This window comes from Empedobacter falsenii (assembly GCF_013488205.1).
In the GTDB taxonomy this organism is placed as follows: Bacteria; Bacteroidota; Bacteroidia; order Flavobacteriales; family Weeksellaceae; genus Empedobacter; species Empedobacter falsenii_C.
Genome location: NZ_CP040908.1, coordinates 1,288,781 through 1,310,242, shown reverse-complemented (window position 1 = coordinate 1,310,242; position 21,462 = coordinate 1,288,781). Strand labels below are relative to the sequence as shown.

The window sequence follows — 21,462 nt, the reverse complement described above, 5'->3', positions numbered from 1 at the left end:
CAATTTTTGAACTAATTCTGATATGAAATTTTATATCTATCATATAACTGTACTACTTACTTTTATTGGATTATCTAATGTTAATGCTCAAATTTTTGGGTTAGATTTAGGGGGAAAAAATCCTTCTCAAGAAATTAAAAATGATTCAATTAATTTAGATGAATTTGCGTTTAATCCTTTAGACACAATACATCTTAATGAAATGAATAGTTATTCGGTTCATTTAAAAACTGATTTAGAAAAAAAATATTATTTATGGCTAAGAAAGCGCGTTCGCGATGTTTGGCCTTATGTGAGAACTGCTGTTAGAGAATATAATTATGTATCAGATACCATTCAAACAATGGATAAAAGACGAGATAAAAAACGTTTTATTAAATCTCGCCAAAAGGATTTGGCTGATCAATTTGAGAATCAATTAAAAAATATGTCAAGTTCTCGTGGACAAATTCTTACTAAATTAATCTATAAAGAAACAAATAAAACAACATACGATATTATAAAAGAATTACGTGGCGGATTGAATGCTTTTCTTTATCAAGCAGCAAGTGGCGCATTTAATATTGATCTGAAACAAACTTATGATCCGAAGCGAACACGAGAAGATTTGTATATTGCGGTTATTCTTCAACGAGATTTTGCAGACGGAACGTTAAAACCTGTCGACGAAGATTAATTTATCTTTCATACTACCAATTATAATAATATTCTGATTTTTTATTATATTTGATTTAATAAAGGGAAAAACGTGGGAAACAATATAAAAAGAATTGGTGTATTAACCTCTGGAGGTGATGCGCCTGGAATGAATGCGGCCTTACGTGCCGTTGTAAGAGCATGTAAGTACTACGATATCAAATCAGTAGGAATTCGTCAAGGTTACGAAGGTTTGATTAACAATGATATGATTGAACTTGGACCTCGTTCAGTGAAAAATATTATCAATCAAGGTGGTACAATTCTTAAAACTGCTCGTTCTTTAGAATTCAAAACTACAGAAGGTCGTCAAAAAGCATATAATCATCTAAAACAAAATAACATTGATGCTTTAGTTGTAATTGGTGGAGATGGTTCTTTTACTGGAGCAAATATCTTTCATCAAGAGTTTGGTGTTCCATTTATTGGAATTCCAGGAACAATTGACAATGATATTTTCGGAACCGATTTTACAATTGGATACGATACAGCTTTGAATACTGTAATTGATGCAATTGATAAATTAAGAGATACTGCTACATCACATGATCGTGTATTTTTTGTGGAAGTAATGGGACGCGATGCAGGTTTTATTGCTTTAAATAGTGGAATTGCTTCGGGTGCACAGGATATTTTGATTCCAGAACAACGTGATAGCGTCGAAGAATTATGTTCTTCTTTAGAACGTTCAGAAAAATCTGGAAAAAAATCAAGTATAGTTGTAGTTGCAGAAGGTGAAAAGTTAGGTGGAGTTTTTGAATTAGCAAAACAAGTACAAAATCGTCATCCAGAATATGATATTCGTGTAACAGTTTTAGGACACATACAACGTGGTGGTTCTCCATCTTGTCACGATCGTGTTTTAGCAAGTCGTTTAGGAATTGCTGCTGTCGAAGGTTTACTAGAAGGTAAAACAAATCTTATGGCTGGTATTCGTTCTAATAAAGTTGTATTTACAGCCATTGATGAAGCCATCAAAAAACACAATGAGATTGACGAAGAGTTGATCAAAGTAGCTAATATTTTAGCGATTTAAACATTTAATATAAAGGGAAATTATATATACTATGTCAAAAATTAAAATTGGAATCAACGGATTCGGAAGAATTGGTAGCCTTGTTTTCGGGGTTGCTATTGAGAGAAACGATATTGAAATCGTAGGTATTAACGATTTAGTAGACGTTGATTATTTAGCTTATATGCTAAAGTATGATTCAGTTCACGGAAAATTTAACGGAGAAGTTAAAGTAGAAAACGGAAACTTAATTGTTAATGGACAAACAATTCGCGTTACAGCTGAAAGAGACCCAGCGAACTTGAAATGGGACGAAGTTGGAGCTGATATCGTAATCGAAGCAACAGGTTTATTCTTAACAAAAGAAACTGCAGGAAAACACATTGAAGCTGGAGCAAAAAAAGTTGTTTTAACAGGTCCTTCTAAAGATGATACCCCTATGTTTGTAATGGGTGTTAACCACGAATCTGTAACAGCAGAAGACACTATCGTTTCTAATGCTTCTTGTACAACAAACTGTTTAGCACCATTAGCAAAAGTAATTCACGAAAATTTCGGAATTGTGGAAGCTTTAATGACAACAGTTCACGCAACTACTGCAACTCAAAAAACAGTTGACGGACCATCAATGAAAGATTGGAGAGGTGGACGTAGTGCAATGGTAAACATCATTCCTTCATCTACTGGAGCTGCGAAAGCAGTTGGAAAAGTAATTCCAGAATTGAACGGAAAATTAACAGGAATGTCTTTCCGTGTACCAACTGTTGATGTCTCTGTAGTTGATTTAACAGTTAAATTAGCAAAAGAAACAAACTACGACGAAATCAAAAAAGTAATGCGCGAAGCTGCTGAAGGAGATATGAAAGGAATTGTAGGATACACAGAAGATGCTGTTGTATCTCAAGATTTCGTAGGTGATACAAGAACATCTATTTTCGATGCAGAAGCTGGTATCATGTTAAATCCTACTTTCGTTAAGTTAGTTGCTTGGTATGACAACGAAATTGGTTACTCAAACAAAGTAGTTGATTTAGTTCAACACATCGCAAAGATTTAATCCTAGATTAAAAAATAGTTTATTTTAGAAAGTCTTCTCAGATTGAGAAGACTTTTTTACAATAAATTAATATTGTGGACTAATATTTGATTTTAATTTTTTAAACCACTTACATGAAAAAAGAATTAAAAACTTTAGGTCCAAAAAAATCAACCATAGATAAAATTTTATCCTTCTCTAAATCTTTATCAAATGTTAAAATACAAAAAATGAGTTCTAAGAATACAATTCATCTAAATTAATTCTATACAACTCTTATTTATAGCTTTATTAAATCCACAATAAAGTGAATACATTATTATACATAATAGCAAAAATTAACAATTATTTATTTTTTTAAGAAATTTTTAAAAAAAATTATGAATAATTATGTTAAAAAACTTGTAAGAAATTTTTGTTTACCTATATTTGAATAAACAAAAAAATACAGCCTATAGATTTAATTCTACTTTAAAAATTAACAATTGCTACTATGAACTATGAAGACGACTCTTTATTAATCCAAGATTATTTGAGAGGTAATGAAAATGCTTTAGAAACATTGATAGAGAAATACAAAGGAAGAATCTATAGTTTTATATACTCTAAAGTCTTAGATAAAGACGTAACTGAAGATATATTTCAGGACACTTTTATCAAAGTAATCCTTACATTAAAAGGTGGACGATATAACGAAGAAGGTAAATTTTTGCCTTGGGTTATGCGTATTGCTCACAATTTAACTATTGACTATTTTCGATCAAACAAAAGAATGCCTACGGTTAGCGAAACTGTTGGTTACAATGAAGAATATAATATTTTTGACTTTATTGGTATCAGTGATGAATGTTCTGAAACTAAAATCATTAAATCACAAATTGAAAATGATTTAAGAAATTTAGTCACTCAGTTACCAGAAGATCAAAGAGAGGTATTAGAACTTAGAATATTTAAAGAATTAAGTTTTAAGGAAATTGCAGAAGAAACTGATGTTAGTATAAATACAGCATTAGGAAGAATGCGATATGCTATTATCAATCTTAGAAAAGTAATTGAAAATAATAACATTATTTTAACAGTTGATTAAAAAATAAACTTATCTTATTAGCGTTTTAAGTAAAATAAGTTTTTATGATTGAATTTTATTCTGAAAATCAAGAACCACAACAATTTACTATAATCAAAATATTATCTTTTTCAAAGTCAATTAAGTTTGTTAAATCAACGATATTACATGAGGATTATATCATTAATTTAAATTAATTTATCTTTAATAAAGATTAGAAAAGCCTAAAATGTTATACATTTTAGGCTTTTTATATATCTATAATTTGAAACAAAAAAAGACTACTTATCTAAGTAGTCTTTAATATTTATAGAAATTTTTTCTTTTTATTTTGCAACAAATGTTGACGCAATATTCAGTTCATCCATTTGTGTTTGATCAATTGGAGAAGGCGCATCAATCATAACATCACGACCTGAATTATTTTTAGGGAACGCGATGTAATCACGAATTGTTTCAGAACCATCTAAAATCGATACAAAACGGTCAAAACCGAATGCTAAACCTCCGTGAGGTGGCGCTCCGTATTTGAAAGCGTTCATTAAGAAACCAAATTGCGCTTCTGCTTGTTCTGGCGTAAATCCTAATAATTCGAACATTCTTGCTTGAACTTCTTTATCGAAAATACGAATAGAACCTCCACCGATTTCATTACCATTTAAAACTAAATCATATGCATTTGCACGAACTTCACCTGGATTAGTCGCAATTAATTCCATATCCTCTGGTTTTGGAGAAGTAAATGGGTGATGCATTGCGTGATATCTTTCAGATTCCTCATCCCATTCTAATAATGGAAAATCTACAACCCATAAAGGTGCGAAAACTTCTGGATTGCGTAAACCTAAACGTTCTGCAATTTCCATACGTAAAGCCGATAATTGCGCACGTACTTTATTTGTATTACCAGACATTACTAACATCAAATCACCTGGTTTTGCATCCATACGCTCAGCCCAAGCAGCTAAATCTTCTTGTGAATAAAATTTATCTACAGAAGATTTAAACGTTCCGTCTTCGTTGTAACGTGCCCAAACAAGTCCAGTTGCCCCAATTTGAGGACGTTGAACCCACTCAATTAATTTATCAATATCTTTGCGCGTGTAAGAATTACATCCTTCAGCAGCAATACCGACGATTAATTCTTGCTCATCAAATATTTTAAAATCTTTTCCTTTCGCTAAGTCTGTAATTTCACCGAATTCCATTCCAAAACGGATATCTGGTTTATCATTTCCATAACGACGCATTGCTTCTGCAAATGTCATCCTTGGAAATTGATCAAATTCTAAACCTTTGAATGTATGTAATAAATGTTTTGCTAAACCTTCGAAAACATTCATGATATCTTCTTGTTCAACAAACGACATTTCACAGTCAATTTGTGTAAACTCTGGTTGACGGTCTGCACGTAAATCTTCGTCACGGAAACATTTTACAATTTGGAAATAGCGGTCAAGACCTCCTACCATTAACAATTGTTTGAATGTTTGTGGCGATTGTGGTAATGCATAAAATTCACCTGGATTCATACGAGATGGAACCACAAAATCACGTGCACCTTCTGGTGTAGACTTGATTAAAACTGGAGTTTCAACTTCTACAAATTCTTGTGCATCTAAATATTTACGAACTTCCTGCGCAACTTTAGAGCGGAAGATTAATTTTTCTTTTACTGGATTACGACGAATATCTAAATAACGATATTTCATACGGATATCTTCTCCACCATCTGTATTATCTTCGATTGTAAATGGAGGCAATGCAGATTCATTTAAAATTGTAATGTTTTCTGCTAAGATTTCGATATCTCCTGTTGGAATGTTTGGATTTTTTGAAGCTCTTTCGATTACAGTTCCTGTAACTTGAATTACGAACTCACGTCCTAAATGACGAGCAGTTTCAAATAATTCTTTCGAAGAACGTTCTTCATCTAAGATGATTTGTGTGATTCCGTAGCGATCACGTAAATCGATCCACATCATAAAACCTTTGTCACGTAGCGTTGATACCCAACCGCTTAACGTTACTTTTTCATTAATGTTGGCTTGTGTTAATTCACCACAAGTATGAGTTCTAAACATTTGTCGTCAAATTTATAAGACAAAGGTAGAGTTTTGAGGTGAAATAAAGAAGTTATATAACTTTTTTGATGAAATAATTTTAAGAAAAAAGCGATTCAAAATTGAATCGCTTTTTTACTATTATGAATTTTGATTTCTCAACTTACTATGTTTATAACCGTATGTAAAATAAATTGTCAAACCAATTGCGATCCAAATCAAGAAAATCATCCAGTTTTTTAATCCTAATTGTGCCATCATATAAAAACAACATAACATACCTGCAAGTGGAATAATAGAAGTTCTTTTGAAAAACGTTCTAACAACCATAAAAACATAAATCATTAAGAATAGAATCATTGGAATTTTGTGTTTGAAAACATCCCAACCTTTTTCCATCTTCTTATCCTCATAAACTGGCAATTTGCTCAAAGTAGATTTGTATTGTTCTGGTGATAGTTGAGCCAAATAATCATCCAAAAATTCAATTTCAGATCCTGTTAATTCATTAATTGTTGCATAAGAATCTTTTAGTTCTTTTGGCGTTAACGAACTTACAAAATGTTCAACTGGCATAGGTTGCGGTTTATTCGTAAAGAAATCAATCGAATCATCTTTAAACGTTGTTGCGCATAAAAATACAATCACCGCAGTTACAATTGGCATAATGTATTTTGCATTGATAAAAGGCGTTTTAAAATTTCCTCTTTTCGCATTTGGATCAGCATCCATACGAAGTACAGCCGCACAAACCAACACAAAAGCAAACAAAGTTCCGATAGAACAAGCATCAACAACCAATTCTAAATCTGTAAATAAAATAGGAATACCTACAACAAATCCAGTAAAAATAGTCGCAAAAGATGGTGTTTTAAATTTTGGGTGAATAGTAGAAAATTTCTTTGGTAATAAACCATCGCGAGACATTGTCATCCAAATACGAGGTTGCCCAATTTGAAAAACAATAAATACACTCGCCATCGCTACTACAGCCGAAAAAGCAATAATTCCTGCCAACCACTTTAAATCTTGAATTTTATCAAAAACATACGCCAAAGGATCTCCAACATTCAATTCAGAATAATGAACCATTCCCGTAATTACTAAAGCAATCAGCACATATAAAACAGTACAAATAATGATAGACGCAAAAATTCCACGAGGCAAATCTCGCTTCGGATCTTTACATTCTTCCGCAGTTGTGCTAATCGCGTCAAACCCAATATAAGCGTAAAAAACAGACGAAACTCCAGCCAAAACGCCTCCTACTCCATTCGGTGCAAAAGGATTCCAATTATCTGGATTCACATAAAAAGCGCCAACCACAATTACCAAAAGCACCACTGCTAATTTTAACACAACCATTGCGTTACTTGCTTTTCTCGATTCATTAATACCGCGATAAACCAAAGCTGTAATCAAAAAAGTAATGATTAATGCAGGAATATCCACCACTAAATTGAATCCTAAATATGGTGCATCTTTGAAAGCTAAATATTTTGGGATTTCTTGTGCATAAGGCGAATTCGCAATTCCTTCTAATGTTTTACCTTTCGCTAATTCATTCGAAACAAATTCAAAACCTTCTCTCGCCGTAAAATAATCCATTGTCATCCATTCTGGCAGATGTAATCCCATTCCGGAGAGCAAGGTGGTAAAATAATCACTCCACGAAATCGCGAGCACAATATTCCCAATCGCATATTCCATAATCAATGCCCAACCAATTACCCAAGCAAATAATTCTCCAAATGCAACATAGCTATAGGTATACGCACTACCCGAAACAGGCACTAACGAAGCAAATTCTGCATAAGCAAAAGCTGTAAAACCACAGGCAATTGCCGTAAAAATAAAAAGGAAGATAACTGCTGGACCGCCCTCGAAACTTGCTCGACCAATGGTACTAAAAATACCAGCTCCAACAATTGCGGCGATACCAAAACCTGTTAAATCTCGAACACCTAAGGTTCTTTTCATTGTAGACGTGTTCTTTGCAGACTCTGCTAAAATGGATTCGACAGATTTTTTTCTGAATAATTGTGACATAATTTATTTAAAAACGGGCAAATATAAAAAAGACAATCCCAAAATCGGATAGAATCCGTATAAATATTGGTTTTTTATTCAAATTTTCTTTTTTATTCTGCTTGGTTAGATTAATTTTAAATTTAATTCAAAAAATTAACATGAAACAATTTTTATTTGCAATTGCTTTAGCTGCTACTTTAGTAAGTTGTGATTCTACAAAACCAATTTCTCAGGAGAAATATCAAAAGAGTCTTGTAAAATATACAGATAAAATTTCTGAAGCGGAATTAAAAAAACAGCTTTATATTATTGCTGCGCCTGATATGGAAGGTAGAAATGCTGGTACGGAAGGAGAAATAAAAGCGGGGAATTACATTTCAAATTATTACAAAGAATTAGGAATTAATGGTCCAAATAATAATTATTTCCAAATTATTCCTGCTGCTACTTTTAGTCGAGTAAAAGGTCAAATGAGAAATGTAATGGGATTCATCAAAGGTTCAGAAAAACCAGAAGAAATTGTAGTAATTTCTGCTCATTATGATCATGACGGAATCAAAGATGGAAAATTGTATCCTGGTGCTGATGATGATGGTTCTGGAACTGTTGCAGTAATGGAAATTGGTCGTATTTTCCGCGAAGCTGAGAAGAAAGGAATCCGTCCAAAACGTTCGGTTTTATTGTTACATGTTTCTGGTGAAGAAAAAGGGTTATTGGGTTCTAAATATTATTCGGAGCATCCAATTTTTCCTTTAGCAAATACAATTGCAAATGTTAATATTGATATGATTGGGCGCGTAGATTATGAGCACAACGAAAAAACAAGAGATTTTGTGTATGTTATTGGATCTGAAATGTTGTCTTCTGACTTACACAAAGCTGTTTTAGCTGCAAACAATGGATTGGGAATTAATTTGGATATGCGTTACAATACGCCAGATGATCCAAATCGTTTTTATTATCGTTCTGACCACTACAACTTTGCAAAACATAACATTCCATCTGTTTTCTTTTTTAACGGTGTTCACGATGATTACCACAAACCAGGCGATACGCCAGATAAAATTGAATATGATTTATTGACGCGTCGTACAAAATTAGCTTTCAATACAATTTGGATTTTAGCAAACGCCGAAAATAGACCAGTTGTAGACAAAGAATCTCCAATGCCTTCGACAAGATAGTTGAGAGAATTATAATACATTCCTAAAAGCATTTACATTTAAGTAAATGCTTTTTTTTATTGTTAATTTTTATATCGAATTATTTGCAGACAATCAACTAACGTAATTAATTGATTATAAACGGATAAAATAAATTTCGTTTTATATATTTAGGTATTAATATAAATCTAAAAACTATGCCAATCACAAACTTAAACAACAAACACTTATCTACTGATAAAATAAAACAAGCACAAACAGCAATAGAACAACTCGCTTTAGCCGTCAAAGAAATTGATATTAACCTAACGTCAAACGAACGCCAAAAATATGGAAGTATTAATGAGAAAAATAAATTAATCGTTCATAAAGTATATGATTATTTTCAAAATCAACCACAATTATCTTCTCCAGAAGTAAATTGGATAGAATTTGCAAAAGATTATACAAGTCGACAAAATCTAGAAGTTTTAATTTCTCAGTTAGAAAATATTACGACTCAACTACGTAATGCTAAAATTTTGCACGATTTTGATAATTATCAAGCTGCACTTACAGATTATGCTTATACGACCTATAAAGCAAGCACTTCTGTCTCTGGTTACGAAACAAAACGGAATGAAATAAGTCAATTTTTTGCAAAGAAAAAAGGAGGTTCTACTTCAACATCACCAGATACTATGTAATAATATCTATTATTTAATAAAGAAGAGTAAATTGTATTGATTTACTCTTCTTTTTGATTTAGAGACTATATTGTTTGTATTTTTCACTTCTATTTTTTAGTTATTTACTCCTTCATTTAGGTTATGAAATATAAATTCATAGTTCTAAACTTAAATTTTTAGCTTTATTACTTATTTTTTTAGGTTTTTAACCACAAATTTTAAGTTCTTGACTAAACTAATAGGCTTAAATAATAAAATAATTGACTCCTGAACCTAAAGAAAGTAGTCTTTTACCTGAAATTAGGTATTATTTAATATCTTTTATCTAATTAGAAATATGTAATCTATATACCCGTCATGCATTTTGATAATTTTAGCAATTAAACCGTCAATTCGAGTGAAATTCTGTAAGAATTTTGCATTGAGAATAAGGTTTTAGAAAATAAAATTCTATTCTCGATACAATTTTTATTCATTTCATTTCTAAAAATCACTCGAATTGACGAATTTTAATTCAAAATGCACAACGGATTTATCTATTATAAAATGAGAAAAGTAAAAGTAATTAACTTTAGTTACTTATATAGGTCAGTTTAATATCATCATTTTTTTAAAAACTATATTGTCGCAATTCCGTAACTTTGAGGAACAATAAAAAAACAAACAATGAATAACGATATTCTTAATTTGGAACCAAAAGCAATCTGGAAAAACTTCTCAGCATTGAACTCAGTTCCAAGACCTTCTAAAAAAGAAGAAAAAGTTCGTCAGTTTATCATCAAATTTGGTGAAGACTTAGGTTTACCTGTCGAAACAGACGAAGTAGGAAATGTTTTGATCAAAAAAGCTGCGTATCCAGGAATGGAAGACCGTAAAAAAGTGGTGATGCAATCGCATTTGGATATGGTTTGTCAAAAAAATAATGATGTAACATTCGATTTTGAGACACAAGGAATTGAAATGTTGATTGAAGATGGAAAATTTGTTACGGCAAATGGAACAACTTTAGGTGCTGATAACGGAATTGGAGTTGCAACAATTATGTCAATTTTAGAATCGAAAGATATTCCTCATCCAGCTATTGAAGCTTTCTTTACAATTGACGAAGAAACTGGAATGACTGGTGCTTTAGGTTTGAAAGCAGGATTTTTATCTGGAAAAATTTTGTTGAATTTAGATACAGAAGAAGATGACGAATTAGACATTGGTTGCGCTGGTGGTGTTGATGTTACGGCTACAAAAACTTACACTAAAGAAGCTACTAAAGGAACTGCTTTTACCTTAACATTAAAAGGTTTGAACGGTGGACACTCTGGAATGCAAATTCACGAAGGTCTAGGAAATTCGAACAAATTGATTGCTCGTTTATTAAATGCTGCAACTGAATTTGGTTTACAAATCGTGCATATGGAAGGTGGAAGTTTACGCAACGCTATTCCTCGCGAGTCTTGGGCTAACATTGTAATTCCTTCTGACAAAGTGGATGCTTTCAAAGCGTCTTACGAAACTTTACGCGCAGAAATTATTGAAGAATACGAAACGAAAGAACCTAAAATGGTGATTACGTTAGAACCAACTGATGCAACTGATGCAATGTCAGCACAAGATTCTAAAGTTTTTGTTCAAACAATTATGGCAGCTTTCAATGGTGTTTACAGAATGAGTCCAGACGTTGAAGGTTTAGTAGAAACGTCTAACAATGTGGCTCGTGTAGAAGTTATTGATGGTAATGCTCGTGTTTTATGTTTAACTCGTTCTTCTATAGAATCAGGTAAAGAAGCATTAGCGCAAACATTAAAAGCTGGATTCGAATTAGGTGGTTTTGAGGTTAAATTCTCAGGATCTTACCCTGGTTGGAAAGCAAATACTCATTCAGAAATTTTAGAATTGATGAAAGGTATTTATGTTTCAAAATTCGGAGAAGAACCAAAAGTTGTAGCATGTCACGCTGGTCTAGAATGTGGAATTATTGGAACAAATTATCCTGGTTTGGATATGATTTCTTTCGGTCCAAATATCTCTGGCGCTCACTCTCCTGACGAAAAAGTAGAAATTGCTTCAGTTCAAAAATTCTGGGATTATTTATTAGATATTTTAAAAGATATTCCAAACGATGGTCCAGTTGATTACAGCTGTGCAAATTCAAAAAATATATAATTTAAGCTGAAAATTTAATCTAAAGACCACTTTTACAAGTGGTCTTTTTTTTTATATATTTTAATCTTAATTTTAGTTATTATTAAACATAATTAAATGTCATCAAATCGATATCCTCAGCGCATTGTTTGTTTAACCGAAGAAGGAACCGAAATTCTATATAACATTAACGAACAACATCGTTTAGTAGGAATTAGTGGTTTTACGTATCGTCCGCCACAAGCGCGAAAAGAAAAACCTAAAGTTTCGACTTTTTTAGATGCAAAATTTGAAGATATTATCAATTTGAAGCCAGATTTGGTTGTAGGATATTCGGATTTACAAGCTGATATTGCAGCAGAATTAATTAGAAGAGGAATTAATGTTTTTATTTTTAATCACCGAACAATTGACGAAATTTTAAATATGATTTTGCAATTTACGTCATTGATTGGTTGCCAAGAAAAAGGTTTAAAATTAGTCGAATCTTACGAAAAAAAACTCGAAGAAGTAAAACAACAAGCTGCTCTCCTTTCCTATCATCCAACTGTTTTTTTTGAAGAATGGGACGAACCAATTATTTCGGGAAGTGCTTGGGTAAATGATTTGATAGAAATTGCTGGTGGAAAATTAGCTTTTCCAGAACTCAAAAATAAAGCTTTGGCAAAAGATAGAATTTTGTTAGACGAACAAGTAATAGAACGAAATCCTGAAATTATTATCGGTTCTTGGTGTGGAAAAATGTTTAAACCAGAAAAAGTAAAACAACGAATTGGTTTTGAAAATGTAAAAGCTGTACAACAAAATCATCTTTACGAAATAAAATCTGAATTGATTTTACAACCTGGTCCTGCTGCGTTAACCGATGGTTTGGATAAAATTGATTATATTATTAAAAATTACAATTGAATCTCCAATAACATGTGGAAATTGTAATAAATCTGTTCCACTATACAAACTTCCTGTTTATTACGATTATGGATATTTACCAATATTAAGTTGGGAAACAAATTACCAAGCTTGTGATAATTTACAAATGAATTGCGAAGTTGGCGAGCGTTGGGCAACTAATCAAATGCAGCATATTAACTCACAATTATCTAAGCAAGGCTTAAAAATTTGTAAAGAAATAGAGAAATTAACTGGTACACCAACTTATTATTATATTTACAATTACAGAAAAATTAAGAACGATTTTACAACTAATTGTCCTAACTGTAATAATAACTGGAAACTAAAAAGTCAATTATTTAATTTTTATGATTACAAATGTGATCATTGTAAAATTATTTCAACAATCACAATGAATTCATAAAAAAATCCCGTTAAAAGCGGGATTTAATTTATTGCTCATTTTCCAAACGTTTTCTTTCATCAATAATAGACTTTAAACTATTATATAAATTTTTTCCCTCAGTCGAATTTAATTTATTCAAAACAAATCGTTGCCCATTAAAAAGTACAGCTCCATTATTATGACGATAAGTAGATGCGTTAATAAAATATTCTTTACCTTTCTCTATATCAATTTCTAAATATCTTTTTTCAGATAATTCATCACTAGATAAAACTAATTTTCCAATTTTTTTAATAGGAATACTAATCATCTGATTTTCTTTTATACGAACCGTTTTGTCTCCCATAACGATTTTATGTTCTGAAGAAAGCCTATTTTCTCCTTCAAATGTTACAGCTTTTCCTTCTATATAAGTACAAAGTATATGAACCATCGCGTAATCTGCTGTAGCATCAAATGTATTATCAGATTCTTGATGAAAAGTTTCCATTTCTGAAGTTGTATTATAATAAATATTTGCTTTAAGTCTATAACAAGAACTAGCATAGCTTGGTTCTTTAATCTCACTTATTAAAAGAATATTTCCATTGTTCTTTTTTGTTTGTTCAATAGCATTATTAAGAACTTCTCCTTTAGAGCATTCAGTTGAAAAACCTGAATCACCTATCTTAATACTTCCTAATAAAATTGATTTCGAAGGTAAATCCTCCTCATTATAAATCACTAAAACTTCTTTATTCTCTAATTCATTTGTACTCTGATTAATTAATTTTGTTTTTACAGAGGATCCGCAACTAAATAAAAATAACATTAACAAACAATAATATATATACTTCATCCTTTTTTTATCAAATATAACAAAAAAAAATCCCGCTTTCAGCGGGATTTAATTTATTGTATAATATTGACTTCTCGAACCAATGTTACACCATATTTGGCTTTCACATCTTCTATAATTCGTTCAGATAAATCATATATTTCACGTCCAGTTGCATTTCCATAATTCACCAAAACCAAAGCTTGTTTATCATGAACTCCTGCATCACCAAAACGTTTTCCTTTCCAACCTGCATGTTCTATTAACCAACCTGCAGCTAACTTAACACCTGAATCAGTTTTGTAATGAGAAATTTCTGGATGAAGTTTTTCTATTTCAGCAAATTCTTCATTCGAAATGACAGGGTTTTTAAAGAAACTCCCCGAATTCCCAATCTGCGAAGGATCTGGTAATTTACTTTGACGAATTTTGATTACAGCTGCACTAATTTCTTGAATCGTTGGATCAAAAATTTGCTCCTTTTCCAATTCAGATTTTATTGCACCATATTCAACATGAAGTTTATGACTTTTCTTCGTCAACTTAAATGTAACCGCTACCAAAACATATTGTCCTCTCAATTCGTTTTTGAAAACAGATTCGCGGTAACCAAAATGACATTCTTCATTTGTAAAAGTACGCTCATCACCCGTTTCCAAAACTAATGTTTGAACTTCTTCTATATAATCCTTGACCTCAACGCCATAGGCACCAATATTTTGCATCGGCGCAGTACCTACATTTCCAGGAATCAACGAAAGATTTTCTAATCCTCCGAAATCATTTTGCAACGTCCATTCAACAAAATTGTGCCAATTCTCGCTCCCTTGCGCTTTTACGTACACAAAATCATCATCTTCGTTGATAATTTCGATTCCTTTCAAATTTAATTTTAACACAATTCCTGGAAAATCGTCTACAAAAAGCATATTACTTCCTCCACCAATAAATAAGATCGGTAAATCTTTTTGACGACGAAAAACCAAAACTTTTCGCAAATCTTGAATAGTCGCAACATCTGCAAAATATTTTGCCTTTGCCTCTATTCCGAATGTGTTATATAATTTTAATGAATAATTTTCGATGATTTCCATCTTCGTATTTTTCTTATGATCTAATTGTTCCTGGATATTGTTCTAAAGCTTCTTTCAAGATTTCGACAGAACGAACCAAATCTTCTTCTTTCAAAACATAAGCCAAACGAACTTCTTGAATTCCTGAATTTGGAGTTGAATAAAATCCTGCTCCTGGCGCCAACATTACTGTTTCTCCGTTTGACGAGAAAGATTCTAATAACCAAATAGCAAATTTCTCTGCGCTATCAACTGGTAACTGAATCATACAATAGAAAGCTCCTTTTGGATTTGGACAAACCACACCCGGAATTTGCTGTAAACCTGTAACTAATGTATTGCGACGTTTTAAATATTCTGTACGACAATCTTCGAAATAAGTTCCAACATTTCTGTGGGCTAAAGTTGCAATGTATTGAGAAATTTCAACAGGACTTAAACGCGCTTGTGCATATAACATTGCAGCTTTTAAGAATTTCTCGTTACGTGTAATCAAAGCTCCAGAACGTGCACCACATAAAGAAAAACGTTTCGATTCTGAATCAATTACAATTGCATTATCTTTCAGTTCTGGGAAACTTAAAACAGATGTAAATTCTTCTTCAGTATATAAATATTCTGCATAAACCTCATCCGCAATTAAATAGATACCATGCTCTAAAACTAAATCTTTCAATTGATTTAACTCTTCTTTAGAATACACATATCCAGTTGGATTTCCAGGATTACAAATTAAAATTGCACGTGTTTTATCCGTAATTTTTTTCGCAAATTCTTCTATTGCAGGTAAAGCAAAATTATTTTCTATTGAAGATGGAACAGGAACAATATTTACATCATTTTCACATGTAAATCCATTGTAATTTGCATAAAAAGGTTCTGGAATAATGATTTCGTCACCTGGATTTCCAATAATTCCGAAAATAAATAATAAAGCTTCTGAACCTCCTAAAGTTGCAATAAAATTTTCTGGCGTTAAATCAATTCCACGATTTGTAAAATAATCTGCCAAAGCCTGACGATATTCCAACGTTCCTTCTGAGTGCGTATAAGAAATAATGTTTGAAGGGAAATTTTTCAATCCTTCTAAAACAGCTTTTGGCGACTCAATATCAGGTTGTCCAATATTTAAGTGATAAACTTTCGTACCTCTTTTTTTCGCTGCATCTGCGTATGGCACCAACTTTCTGATTGGAGAAGCTGGCATATTTTGTGATTTTTCAGATAATATTAACATTTATTGTAATTTTTTAAATTTGATTTGAATTCTTTGGTATTGTTTTTGTAATTTTAAAGTGTAAATATAAAAAACGTTTAATCTCAAAAAAAACTTTATTATGAGTAAATTAAATAATGCAACTAAATTATTAGCAGGTTTAGCAATCGGAACAGCAATCGGAGCAGTAGTAGGTTTATTATATGCACCAGAATCAGGGAAAGACACTCGCAAAAAATTAAAAAAAGAAGCTGACAAATACAAAAAAGAGTTAGACAAATACGCGAATGATTTTTCTGATAAAGCTAAAAAAACTAAAAAAGAATTAGAAGCTAAATTAGACGAAGTAAAATCAAAATTAGCTGAGCAAAAAGACGAGTTTGTTTCTAAAGCAAAAGAAGCTGGAAAAGATTTAAAATCTAAAGCAAACCAAACAAAAGAAGATTTAAAAGACGAGTTTCAAGAAAACGTAGGAGTTTAATTTCTTCGAAACACAACATTCCTTAAAATTTATAATTAACTTTGTCTGAAATAAATCAATTTTATGTTTAATGAACTAAAAGTTTATATTAATAATAGAATAACTTTAGCTAAATATGATCTCGTAGATTCGCTGAGCAACATGCTGGCGAGCGGTATTTATGTATTAATTATTGCCGTATTTTCTTTGTTTCTATTATTATTAGGAAGTTTAGCATTAGGATTTATTTTGGGAGGTTATTTTAATGATACAGGATTAGGTTTTCTTGCTGTAACTGGAATTTATTTCTTGATGATGGTACTTTCTATTTTATTTAGAAAGAAATTAAAACTTTTCTTGACAAATATTGCCGTAGAAAACGCTATGGAAGCTATGTCTAACCACGATGATGATGACGAAGACGACGATGAAGAATAAAGAACAAATATCTGCGATAAAAAATTTAGACGATTTGCGAATGGCAAAGCGTAAACTAAAATTGCAAATGAAAGTTGCCGAAAATAAGCATGATAATTCATTTGTAAACAAAGCAGTAAGTCTTGTAACAAATTTAAAATCTGATACAAGTTTCACTTCTTCTAAAGTTGAAAGTGCATTAAATTGGGCTGGAGATAAAGCTTCAAAAAAATATCCAATGAAAGGGATTACAAAAATTGTAATTTCTGGATTGATTATGATAGCGGTTCCAATCATTACGAGTAAAATTCAGGAATACATTGAAGAAAAATTATAAAATTATTTGATAATACAAAAACCACTTCGTTTGAAGTGGTTTTTTTGTGTGTTAATTTTAAGCTCGACTAATATTTTTCGTGAAAATATTCGTTTGGTATAATCGTTTTATTCTTTTTATCTACAGCTTCTTGGTTTCGCAATTCTACTCGACGTATTTTTCCTGAAATTGTTTTTGGCAAACTCTCCACAAACTGCACAATACGCGGAATTTTATAACGTGCCAAATGCTCTTCTGTATATCTAAAAATATCTTTCGCTAATTCTTCCGACGCATCATGTCCAGGCGCTAAAATAACAAAAGCTTTTACAGCATTACTGCGTAAATCGTGCGGACTTGCCACAACAGCAGCTTCCATAATGGCATCATGTTCCAACAAAGCGCTTTCTACTTCGAATGGTCCTACACGAAAATCAGACGCTTTTATCACATCATCATCACGTCCAACAAACCAAACATAACCATCTTCGTCCTTATAAGCTTTGTCTCCAGTATAATATAATCCATGCTTGAAAACTTTCGCCATTTTATCTTTCTGAATCAAATAAGTTTTGAAAATTCCGTTGATGGTTTCTTCATTATGCACAACACAAATATTTCCTTCTTCGCAATCTTGCACAATATTTCCATCATCATCTGCAATCACAATATCATACAAAAATGCAGGTTTACCCATCGATCCGTATTTAATCTTCTCATTTGGCAAATTCGCTATCATCGCAGTAGACTCTGATTGTCCGTAACCATCACGAATCGTAATTCCTGTACCTTCTTTCCAGACATCAATAATTTCGGGATTAAGAGGTTCACCAGCTGCAACACATTGACGAAGTTTGAAATCATAACTTTTCAAATCTTCTAAAATTAATACACGCAAAGCTGTTGGTGGCGCACAAAAAGTTGTTACACCCAAATCTTGAATGGTTTGTAATTGTTCTTTCGGAACAAATTTATCTGCATGATACCCCAAAATTGTCGCACCCATATTCCACGGAGCAAAGAAACTACTCCAAAAGAATTTCGCCCAACCTGGTTGAGAAATATTGTAATGCAAATCGCCTTTTTTCATTCCAACCCAAGAAGAAGTCGTGAAACCTCCAAGCGGATAAGTATAATGCGTGTGCACCACTACTTTCGGCATTCCTGTCGTTCCTGAGGTAAAGAAGTAGAATAAATCGTCATCAGGTTTTGTATCAGCAGCCTCAGCTTGCGTAGATTCTTTCCATAACTCATTGATATTTGTCCAACCTTCTCGTTCGCCTTCTGTGATTAATTTTACCTTAATCTTTTTATCAAATTTTGCTTCTGCTTCATCTATTTTTGATGCATTTGCTTGATCTGCTAAAGCAACTTCTGGAAAAGAAGATTCGAATCTAAAGGTTAAATCTCTTGCTTCTAAGGTTGTTGCGGCTGGAATAATAATTAATCCACCTTTGATAGATGCCAAATAACCAATCCAAGTAATCGGTAATAATGGAACTTGAGAAAACATTTTGTCTCCTTGTTTAATTCCTTTGTTTCTTAAATAGTTTAAGAATTGATTGTATTTATCAGCTAAATCCTGAAAAGTATAATCTTCTCGTTGATCATTATACTTCCAAATTAAACCTTTTTGTGTTCCTAATTGAGCTACATTGTAAGGTTCGAAAATATCCTTTACCCAATTGAATTTTTCTGGCTTAAAAATTTTAATTTCTTTTAATTGCGCATAATTCTCTTCTTCGATGGATAATCGAATAGAGTTAAACAATTCTTGTACTGTCATTTATTTGTGGTTTTGAATAAATATAGAAAAATTATTTATTCAAACCGAAGTTTTATGAATAAAAAAAGGATGATTTCATAAAATCATCCTTTTTTCTATTATTTATTGAGAATATATTAATCTCTACCTCTTCTTGAGTTTCCTGTTCTGTTACGATCTCCACCGCGGTAACCACCACGATCTCCTCCTCTAGAATCTCTTGAATCACGGTCACGATCTCCGCCACGGAATCCACCTCTGTCTCCTCCGCGATCACGATCTCCACCACGATAACCTCCACTTCTTTCGCGGTCATTATCACGACGGCTATTGAAACCACGTCCACGAGAATCTCCTCCTCTGTCATTACGACGACGATCTCCTCCACGACGCTCACCATCACCACGTCTTGGTTCTGGTTTAGAGATTTGAACATCTAAATCTACACCATCGCGTTGTGCATCTTTGAAAGATTCTAACACTAATGATTCGAACTGTGTATCAACTTCGAAGAAAGAGAAATTACGTAAAATTTCAATTTTTCCTATTTCGATGTTACGGTTACGAGTTTGCTCGTTGATTAAACCAATTAAGTTTGGAACACGTAAGTTGTGTTTTTGACCAATATTGATAAAGAAACGAGAGAAATCACGACCTCCACGGCGGTTAGAAGAACGATCTCCTCTATCACCACGATCTCCTTCTGAAGAAATATCTTTCGTGTTTTTGTAATATTCTAAGAAAGAATTGAACTCAACTGTCATGAAACGTTTTAATAAATCGTCACGATCTAAGTTTGCCAATTTTTCGTTTACAGTTTCCATGTAAGGCTCGATTAATTCTTCATCAACTTCGATGTTTTCGATTTTATCGATTAAAGAAATTAAACGTTTTTCACAGATTTCTGCTCCAGTTGGTACGTTTTTAGGCTCGATTTTAGAAGCAATTAATTTTTCTAAATCTCTAATTTTACGCGCTTCACGTCCTCCTGAGATAATGATAGAAATCCCTTTGTTACCCGCACGTCCTGTACGTCCTGAACGGTGTACATAAACTTCAGGATCATCTGGTAAATTGAAGTTGATTACGTGAGTCAACTCATTTACGTCGATACCACGAGCAGCAACGTCTGTTGCAACAAGGATTTGAATGTTTTGGTTACGGAATTTCTCCATCACGTGATCACGTTGCGATTGTGATAAATCTCCGTGTAATGCGTCTGCATTGTAACCATCTTGCATCAATTTATCTGCTACATCTTTCGCTTCGCGACGAGTTCTACAGAAAACGATACCATAAATATTTGGGTAATAATCGGCCAAACGTTTTAAAGCTAAGTAACGATCAGAAGAACGTACTAAGTAAACGTGGTGCTCGATATTTTTTGATGCAGTATTTACTTTACTCACAGCAATCTCAACTGGATTGTGCATATATTCTGAAGCGATACGACGAACCTCTGAAGGCATTGTAGCTGAGAATAATAAAGTTTGTTTTTCTTCTGGAGTTGTTTCTAAGATAGAATCGATTTCGTCACGGAATCCCATGTTCAACATCTCATCTGCCTCATCTAAAACTGTCCATGTGATATCATTAATTTTTAATGCACCACGTTTAATTAAGTCCATTGTACGACCTGGTGTTCCTACAACGATTTGTGGATTATCTTTTAATCCTCTAATTTGTTTAACGATGTCAGCACCACCGTAAACTGCCTGTACACGTACTCCACGCATATCAGCAGAAAAAGATTCTAATTCTTTTGCAATTTGTAAACATAATTCACGAGTAGGACACAAAATAATTGCTTGTACTGATTTTGAATTGCTGTCTAATTGATTTAAAACCGGAAGCCCGAATGCTGCAGTTTTTCCTGTACCTGTTTGCGCCAATGCAATAACATCTTGATCTGATGAAAGGATTTGAGGAATAGCTTTTTCTTGGATTGGAGATGGGTTAACGAAGCCCATTTTCTCAATTGCAGTTAGGATTTCTTCTTGAAGTCCTAATTCTTTGAATGTAATCATGTTAGATACGATACCGAGATAATGAAATTCATTTATATTCCATATCACCGGTTTTATTTTAAATTATTTAACCAACAGATATGAAAGAATAAAATTAAATGGCTGAGCAGCCTAAAAAATCCCTAAATGAATATTCTTTAACATCCGTACCTTAACTCTAAAAGGCTGTGCAAATGTAAGGATTATTTTTGAAATACACA

General features: G+C 32.4%; 20 protein-coding genes. 13 read left to right on the top strand and 7 right to left on the bottom strand.

The genetic code is table 11. The features are described from left to right. Positions 1-22: 22 nt before the first annotated feature. The 5 genes from FH779_RS06125 to FH779_RS06110 all read left to right on the top strand — a co-directional run bounded on the left by FH779_RS06125 (position 23) and on the right by FH779_RS06110 (position 3,834). The gene (locus FH779_RS06125; protein WP_180906388.1) at positions 23-676 is read left to right on the top strand and encodes a DUF4294 domain-containing protein; all 654 of its coding nucleotides are present in this window, start codon (positions 23-25) and stop codon (positions 674-676) included. Between the two features lie 129 nt (positions 677-805). Beyond that, the gene (pfkA, locus tag FH779_RS06120) at positions 806-1,732 is read left to right on the top strand and encodes a 6-phosphofructokinase (RefSeq protein WP_221627932.1); all 927 of its coding nucleotides are present in this window, start codon (positions 806-808) and stop codon (positions 1,730-1,732) included. Positions 1,733-1,763: 31 nt separating this feature from the next. Continuing rightward, a complete protein-coding gene (gap, locus tag FH779_RS06115; RefSeq protein ID WP_180906387.1) occupies positions 1,764-2,768 on the top strand; it encodes a type I glyceraldehyde-3-phosphate dehydrogenase in 1,005 nt (334 codons plus the stop codon). A 113-nt stretch (positions 2,769-2,881) separates the two neighbouring features. After that, positions 2,882-3,010 (top strand): hypothetical protein, encoded by a 129-nt coding sequence (locus FH779_RS17640; RefSeq protein ID WP_260442848.1) that lies wholly within the window; start codon positions 2,882-2,884, stop codon positions 3,008-3,010. 230 nt (positions 3,011-3,240) lie between these two features. Then, the gene (locus FH779_RS06110) at positions 3,241-3,834 is read left to right on the top strand and encodes an RNA polymerase sigma factor (RefSeq protein ID WP_038336347.1); all 594 of its coding nucleotides are present in this window, start codon (positions 3,241-3,243) and stop codon (positions 3,832-3,834) included. A 305-nt stretch (positions 3,835-4,139) separates the two neighbouring features. On the opposite strand, the gene aspS is transcribed toward FH779_RS06110, so the two are convergent. Together aspS and FH779_RS06100 are read right to left on the bottom strand one after the other, a co-directional pair. Further along, complete coding sequence (aspS, locus tag FH779_RS06105; protein WP_180906386.1) at positions 4,140-5,897, bottom strand: aspartate--tRNA ligase; 1,758 nt, start codon at positions 5,895-5,897, stop codon at positions 4,140-4,142. A gap of 120 nt (positions 5,898-6,017) precedes the next feature. Next, positions 6,018-7,925, bottom strand: a complete 1,908-nt coding sequence (locus FH779_RS06100) for an amino acid permease (protein ID WP_180906385.1) — start codon at positions 7,923-7,925, stop codon at positions 6,018-6,020. Positions 7,926-8,065: 140 nt separating this feature from the next. On the opposite strand from FH779_RS06100, the gene FH779_RS06095 reads away from it, so the two are divergent. The 5 genes from FH779_RS06095 (at position 8,066) to FH779_RS06075 (ending at position 13,189) form a co-directional block, all read left to right on the top strand. After that, positions 8,066-9,091, top strand: coding sequence for a M28 family peptidase (locus tag FH779_RS06095; protein WP_180906384.1), 1,026 nt, complete (start codon positions 8,066-8,068; stop codon positions 9,089-9,091). A 176-nt stretch (positions 9,092-9,267) separates the two neighbouring features. Further along, positions 9,268-9,756 (top strand): hypothetical protein, encoded by a 489-nt coding sequence (locus FH779_RS06090; RefSeq protein WP_180906383.1) that lies wholly within the window; start codon positions 9,268-9,270, stop codon positions 9,754-9,756. A 648-nt stretch (positions 9,757-10,404) separates the two neighbouring features. Next, the gene (locus FH779_RS06085) at positions 10,405-11,895 is read left to right on the top strand and encodes an aminoacyl-histidine dipeptidase (protein WP_180906382.1); all 1,491 of its coding nucleotides are present in this window, start codon (positions 10,405-10,407) and stop codon (positions 11,893-11,895) included. A 96-nt stretch (positions 11,896-11,991) separates the two neighbouring features. Further along, positions 11,992-12,783, top strand: coding sequence for a cobalamin-binding protein (locus tag FH779_RS06080; RefSeq protein ID WP_180906381.1), 792 nt, complete (start codon positions 11,992-11,994; stop codon positions 12,781-12,783). Next, positions 12,755-13,189 carry a DUF2310 family Zn-ribbon-containing protein gene (locus FH779_RS06075; protein ID WP_221414074.1) on the top strand — a complete coding sequence of 145 codons (435 nt, stop codon included), beginning with the start codon at positions 12,755-12,757 and terminating at the stop codon, positions 13,187-13,189. The genes FH779_RS06080 and FH779_RS06075 overlap by 29 nt, the downstream gene beginning before the upstream one ends. A 28-nt stretch (positions 13,190-13,217) precedes the next feature. Here the strand turns inward: FH779_RS06075 and FH779_RS06070 are convergent, their stop codons facing one another. The 3 genes from FH779_RS06070 to FH779_RS06060 are packed head-to-tail and all read right to left on the bottom strand — an operon-like array spanning position 13,218 to position 16,298. Then, positions 13,218-14,009 (bottom strand): hypothetical protein, encoded by a 792-nt coding sequence (locus FH779_RS06070; protein ID WP_180906379.1) that lies wholly within the window; start codon positions 14,007-14,009, stop codon positions 13,218-13,220. A gap of 53 nt (positions 14,010-14,062) precedes the next feature. Further along, on the bottom strand, positions 14,063-15,082 hold the full coding sequence (murB, locus tag FH779_RS06065; protein WP_180906378.1) for a UDP-N-acetylmuramate dehydrogenase: 1,020 nt from the start codon (positions 15,080-15,082) through the stop codon (positions 14,063-14,065). A gap of 13 nt (positions 15,083-15,095) precedes the next feature. Beyond that, the gene (locus FH779_RS06060) at positions 15,096-16,298 is read right to left on the bottom strand and encodes a pyridoxal phosphate-dependent aminotransferase (RefSeq protein WP_115000008.1); all 1,203 of its coding nucleotides are present in this window, start codon (positions 16,296-16,298) and stop codon (positions 15,096-15,098) included. A 100-nt stretch (positions 16,299-16,398) separates the two neighbouring features. Here FH779_RS06060 and FH779_RS06055 point away from each other — a divergent pair, with 100 nt between their 5' ends. The 3 genes from FH779_RS06055 to FH779_RS06045 all read left to right on the top strand — a co-directional run bounded on the left by FH779_RS06055 (position 16,399) and on the right by FH779_RS06045 (position 17,491). Then, entirely contained in the window at positions 16,399-16,758 is a 360-nt protein-coding gene (locus FH779_RS06055; protein WP_038336332.1) for a YtxH domain-containing protein, read from the top strand. 63 nt (positions 16,759-16,821) lie between these two features. Beyond that, the gene (locus tag FH779_RS06050; protein ID WP_038336331.1) at positions 16,822-17,175 is read left to right on the top strand and encodes a phage holin family protein; all 354 of its coding nucleotides are present in this window, start codon (positions 16,822-16,824) and stop codon (positions 17,173-17,175) included. Beyond that, positions 17,165-17,491: a hypothetical protein gene (locus FH779_RS06045; protein ID WP_038336330.1), complete on the top strand. Its 327-nt coding sequence runs from the start codon at positions 17,165-17,167 to the stop codon at positions 17,489-17,491. Before FH779_RS06050 ends, FH779_RS06045 begins: the two co-directional genes overlap by 11 nt. 67 nt (positions 17,492-17,558) lie before the next feature. Here the strand turns inward: FH779_RS06045 and FH779_RS06040 are convergent, their stop codons facing one another. Next, positions 17,559-19,256, bottom strand: a complete 1,698-nt coding sequence (locus FH779_RS06040; protein ID WP_180906377.1) for an AMP-binding protein — start codon at positions 19,254-19,256, stop codon at positions 17,559-17,561. Positions 19,257-19,372: 116 nt separating this feature from the next. After that, entirely contained in the window at positions 19,373-21,310 is a 1,938-nt protein-coding gene (locus FH779_RS06035; protein ID WP_244958031.1) for a DEAD/DEAH box helicase, read from the bottom strand. Between the last annotated feature and the right edge of the window lie 152 nt (positions 21,311-21,462).

What these genes read in the sequence shown, in the direction of transcription:
- murB (WP_180906378.1), bottom strand. Translation starts at nt 15,082, where the DNA reads ATGGAAATCATCGAAAATTATTCATTAAAATTATATAACACATTCGGA.
- aspS (WP_180906386.1), bottom strand. Translation starts at nt 5,897, where the DNA reads ATGTTTAGAACTCATACTTGTGGTGAATTAACACAAGCCAACATTAAT.
- FH779_RS06125 (WP_180906388.1), top strand. Translation starts at nt 23, where the DNA reads ATGAAATTTTATATCTATCATATAACTGTACTACTTACTTTTATTGGA.
- FH779_RS06040 (WP_180906377.1), bottom strand. Translation starts at nt 19,256, where the DNA reads ATGACAGTACAAGAATTGTTTAACTCTATTCGATTATCCATCGAAGAA.
- FH779_RS06045 (WP_038336330.1), top strand. Translation starts at nt 17,165, where the DNA reads ATGAAGAATAAAGAACAAATATCTGCGATAAAAAATTTAGACGATTTG.
- FH779_RS06060 (WP_115000008.1), bottom strand. Translation starts at nt 16,298, where the DNA reads ATGTTAATATTATCTGAAAAATCACAAAATATGCCAGCTTCTCCAATC.
- FH779_RS06070 (WP_180906379.1), bottom strand. Translation starts at nt 14,009, where the DNA reads ATGAAGTATATATATTATTGTTTGTTAATGTTATTTTTATTTAGTTGC.
- FH779_RS06055 (WP_038336332.1), top strand. Translation starts at nt 16,399, where the DNA reads ATGAGTAAATTAAATAATGCAACTAAATTATTAGCAGGTTTAGCAATC.
- FH779_RS06100 (WP_180906385.1), bottom strand. Translation starts at nt 7,925, where the DNA reads ATGTCACAATTATTCAGAAAAAAATCTGTCGAATCCATTTTAGCAGAG.
- FH779_RS06050 (WP_038336331.1), top strand. Translation starts at nt 16,822, where the DNA reads ATGTTTAATGAACTAAAAGTTTATATTAATAATAGAATAACTTTAGCT.
- pfkA (WP_221627932.1), top strand. Translation starts at nt 806, where the DNA reads ATGAATGCGGCCTTACGTGCCGTTGTAAGAGCATGTAAGTACTACGAT.
- FH779_RS06110 (WP_038336347.1), top strand. Translation starts at nt 3,241, where the DNA reads ATGAACTATGAAGACGACTCTTTATTAATCCAAGATTATTTGAGAGGT.
- FH779_RS06085 (WP_180906382.1), top strand. Translation starts at nt 10,405, where the DNA reads ATGAATAACGATATTCTTAATTTGGAACCAAAAGCAATCTGGAAAAAC.
- FH779_RS06090 (WP_180906383.1), top strand. Translation starts at nt 9,268, where the DNA reads ATGCCAATCACAAACTTAAACAACAAACACTTATCTACTGATAAAATA.
- gap (WP_180906387.1), top strand. Translation starts at nt 1,764, where the DNA reads ATGTCAAAAATTAAAATTGGAATCAACGGATTCGGAAGAATTGGTAGC.
- FH779_RS06080 (WP_180906381.1), top strand. Translation starts at nt 11,992, where the DNA reads ATGTCATCAAATCGATATCCTCAGCGCATTGTTTGTTTAACCGAAGAA.
- FH779_RS17640 (WP_260442848.1), top strand. Translation starts at nt 2,882, where the DNA reads ATGAAAAAAGAATTAAAAACTTTAGGTCCAAAAAAATCAACCATAGAT.
- FH779_RS06095 (WP_180906384.1), top strand. Translation starts at nt 8,066, where the DNA reads ATGAAACAATTTTTATTTGCAATTGCTTTAGCTGCTACTTTAGTAAGT.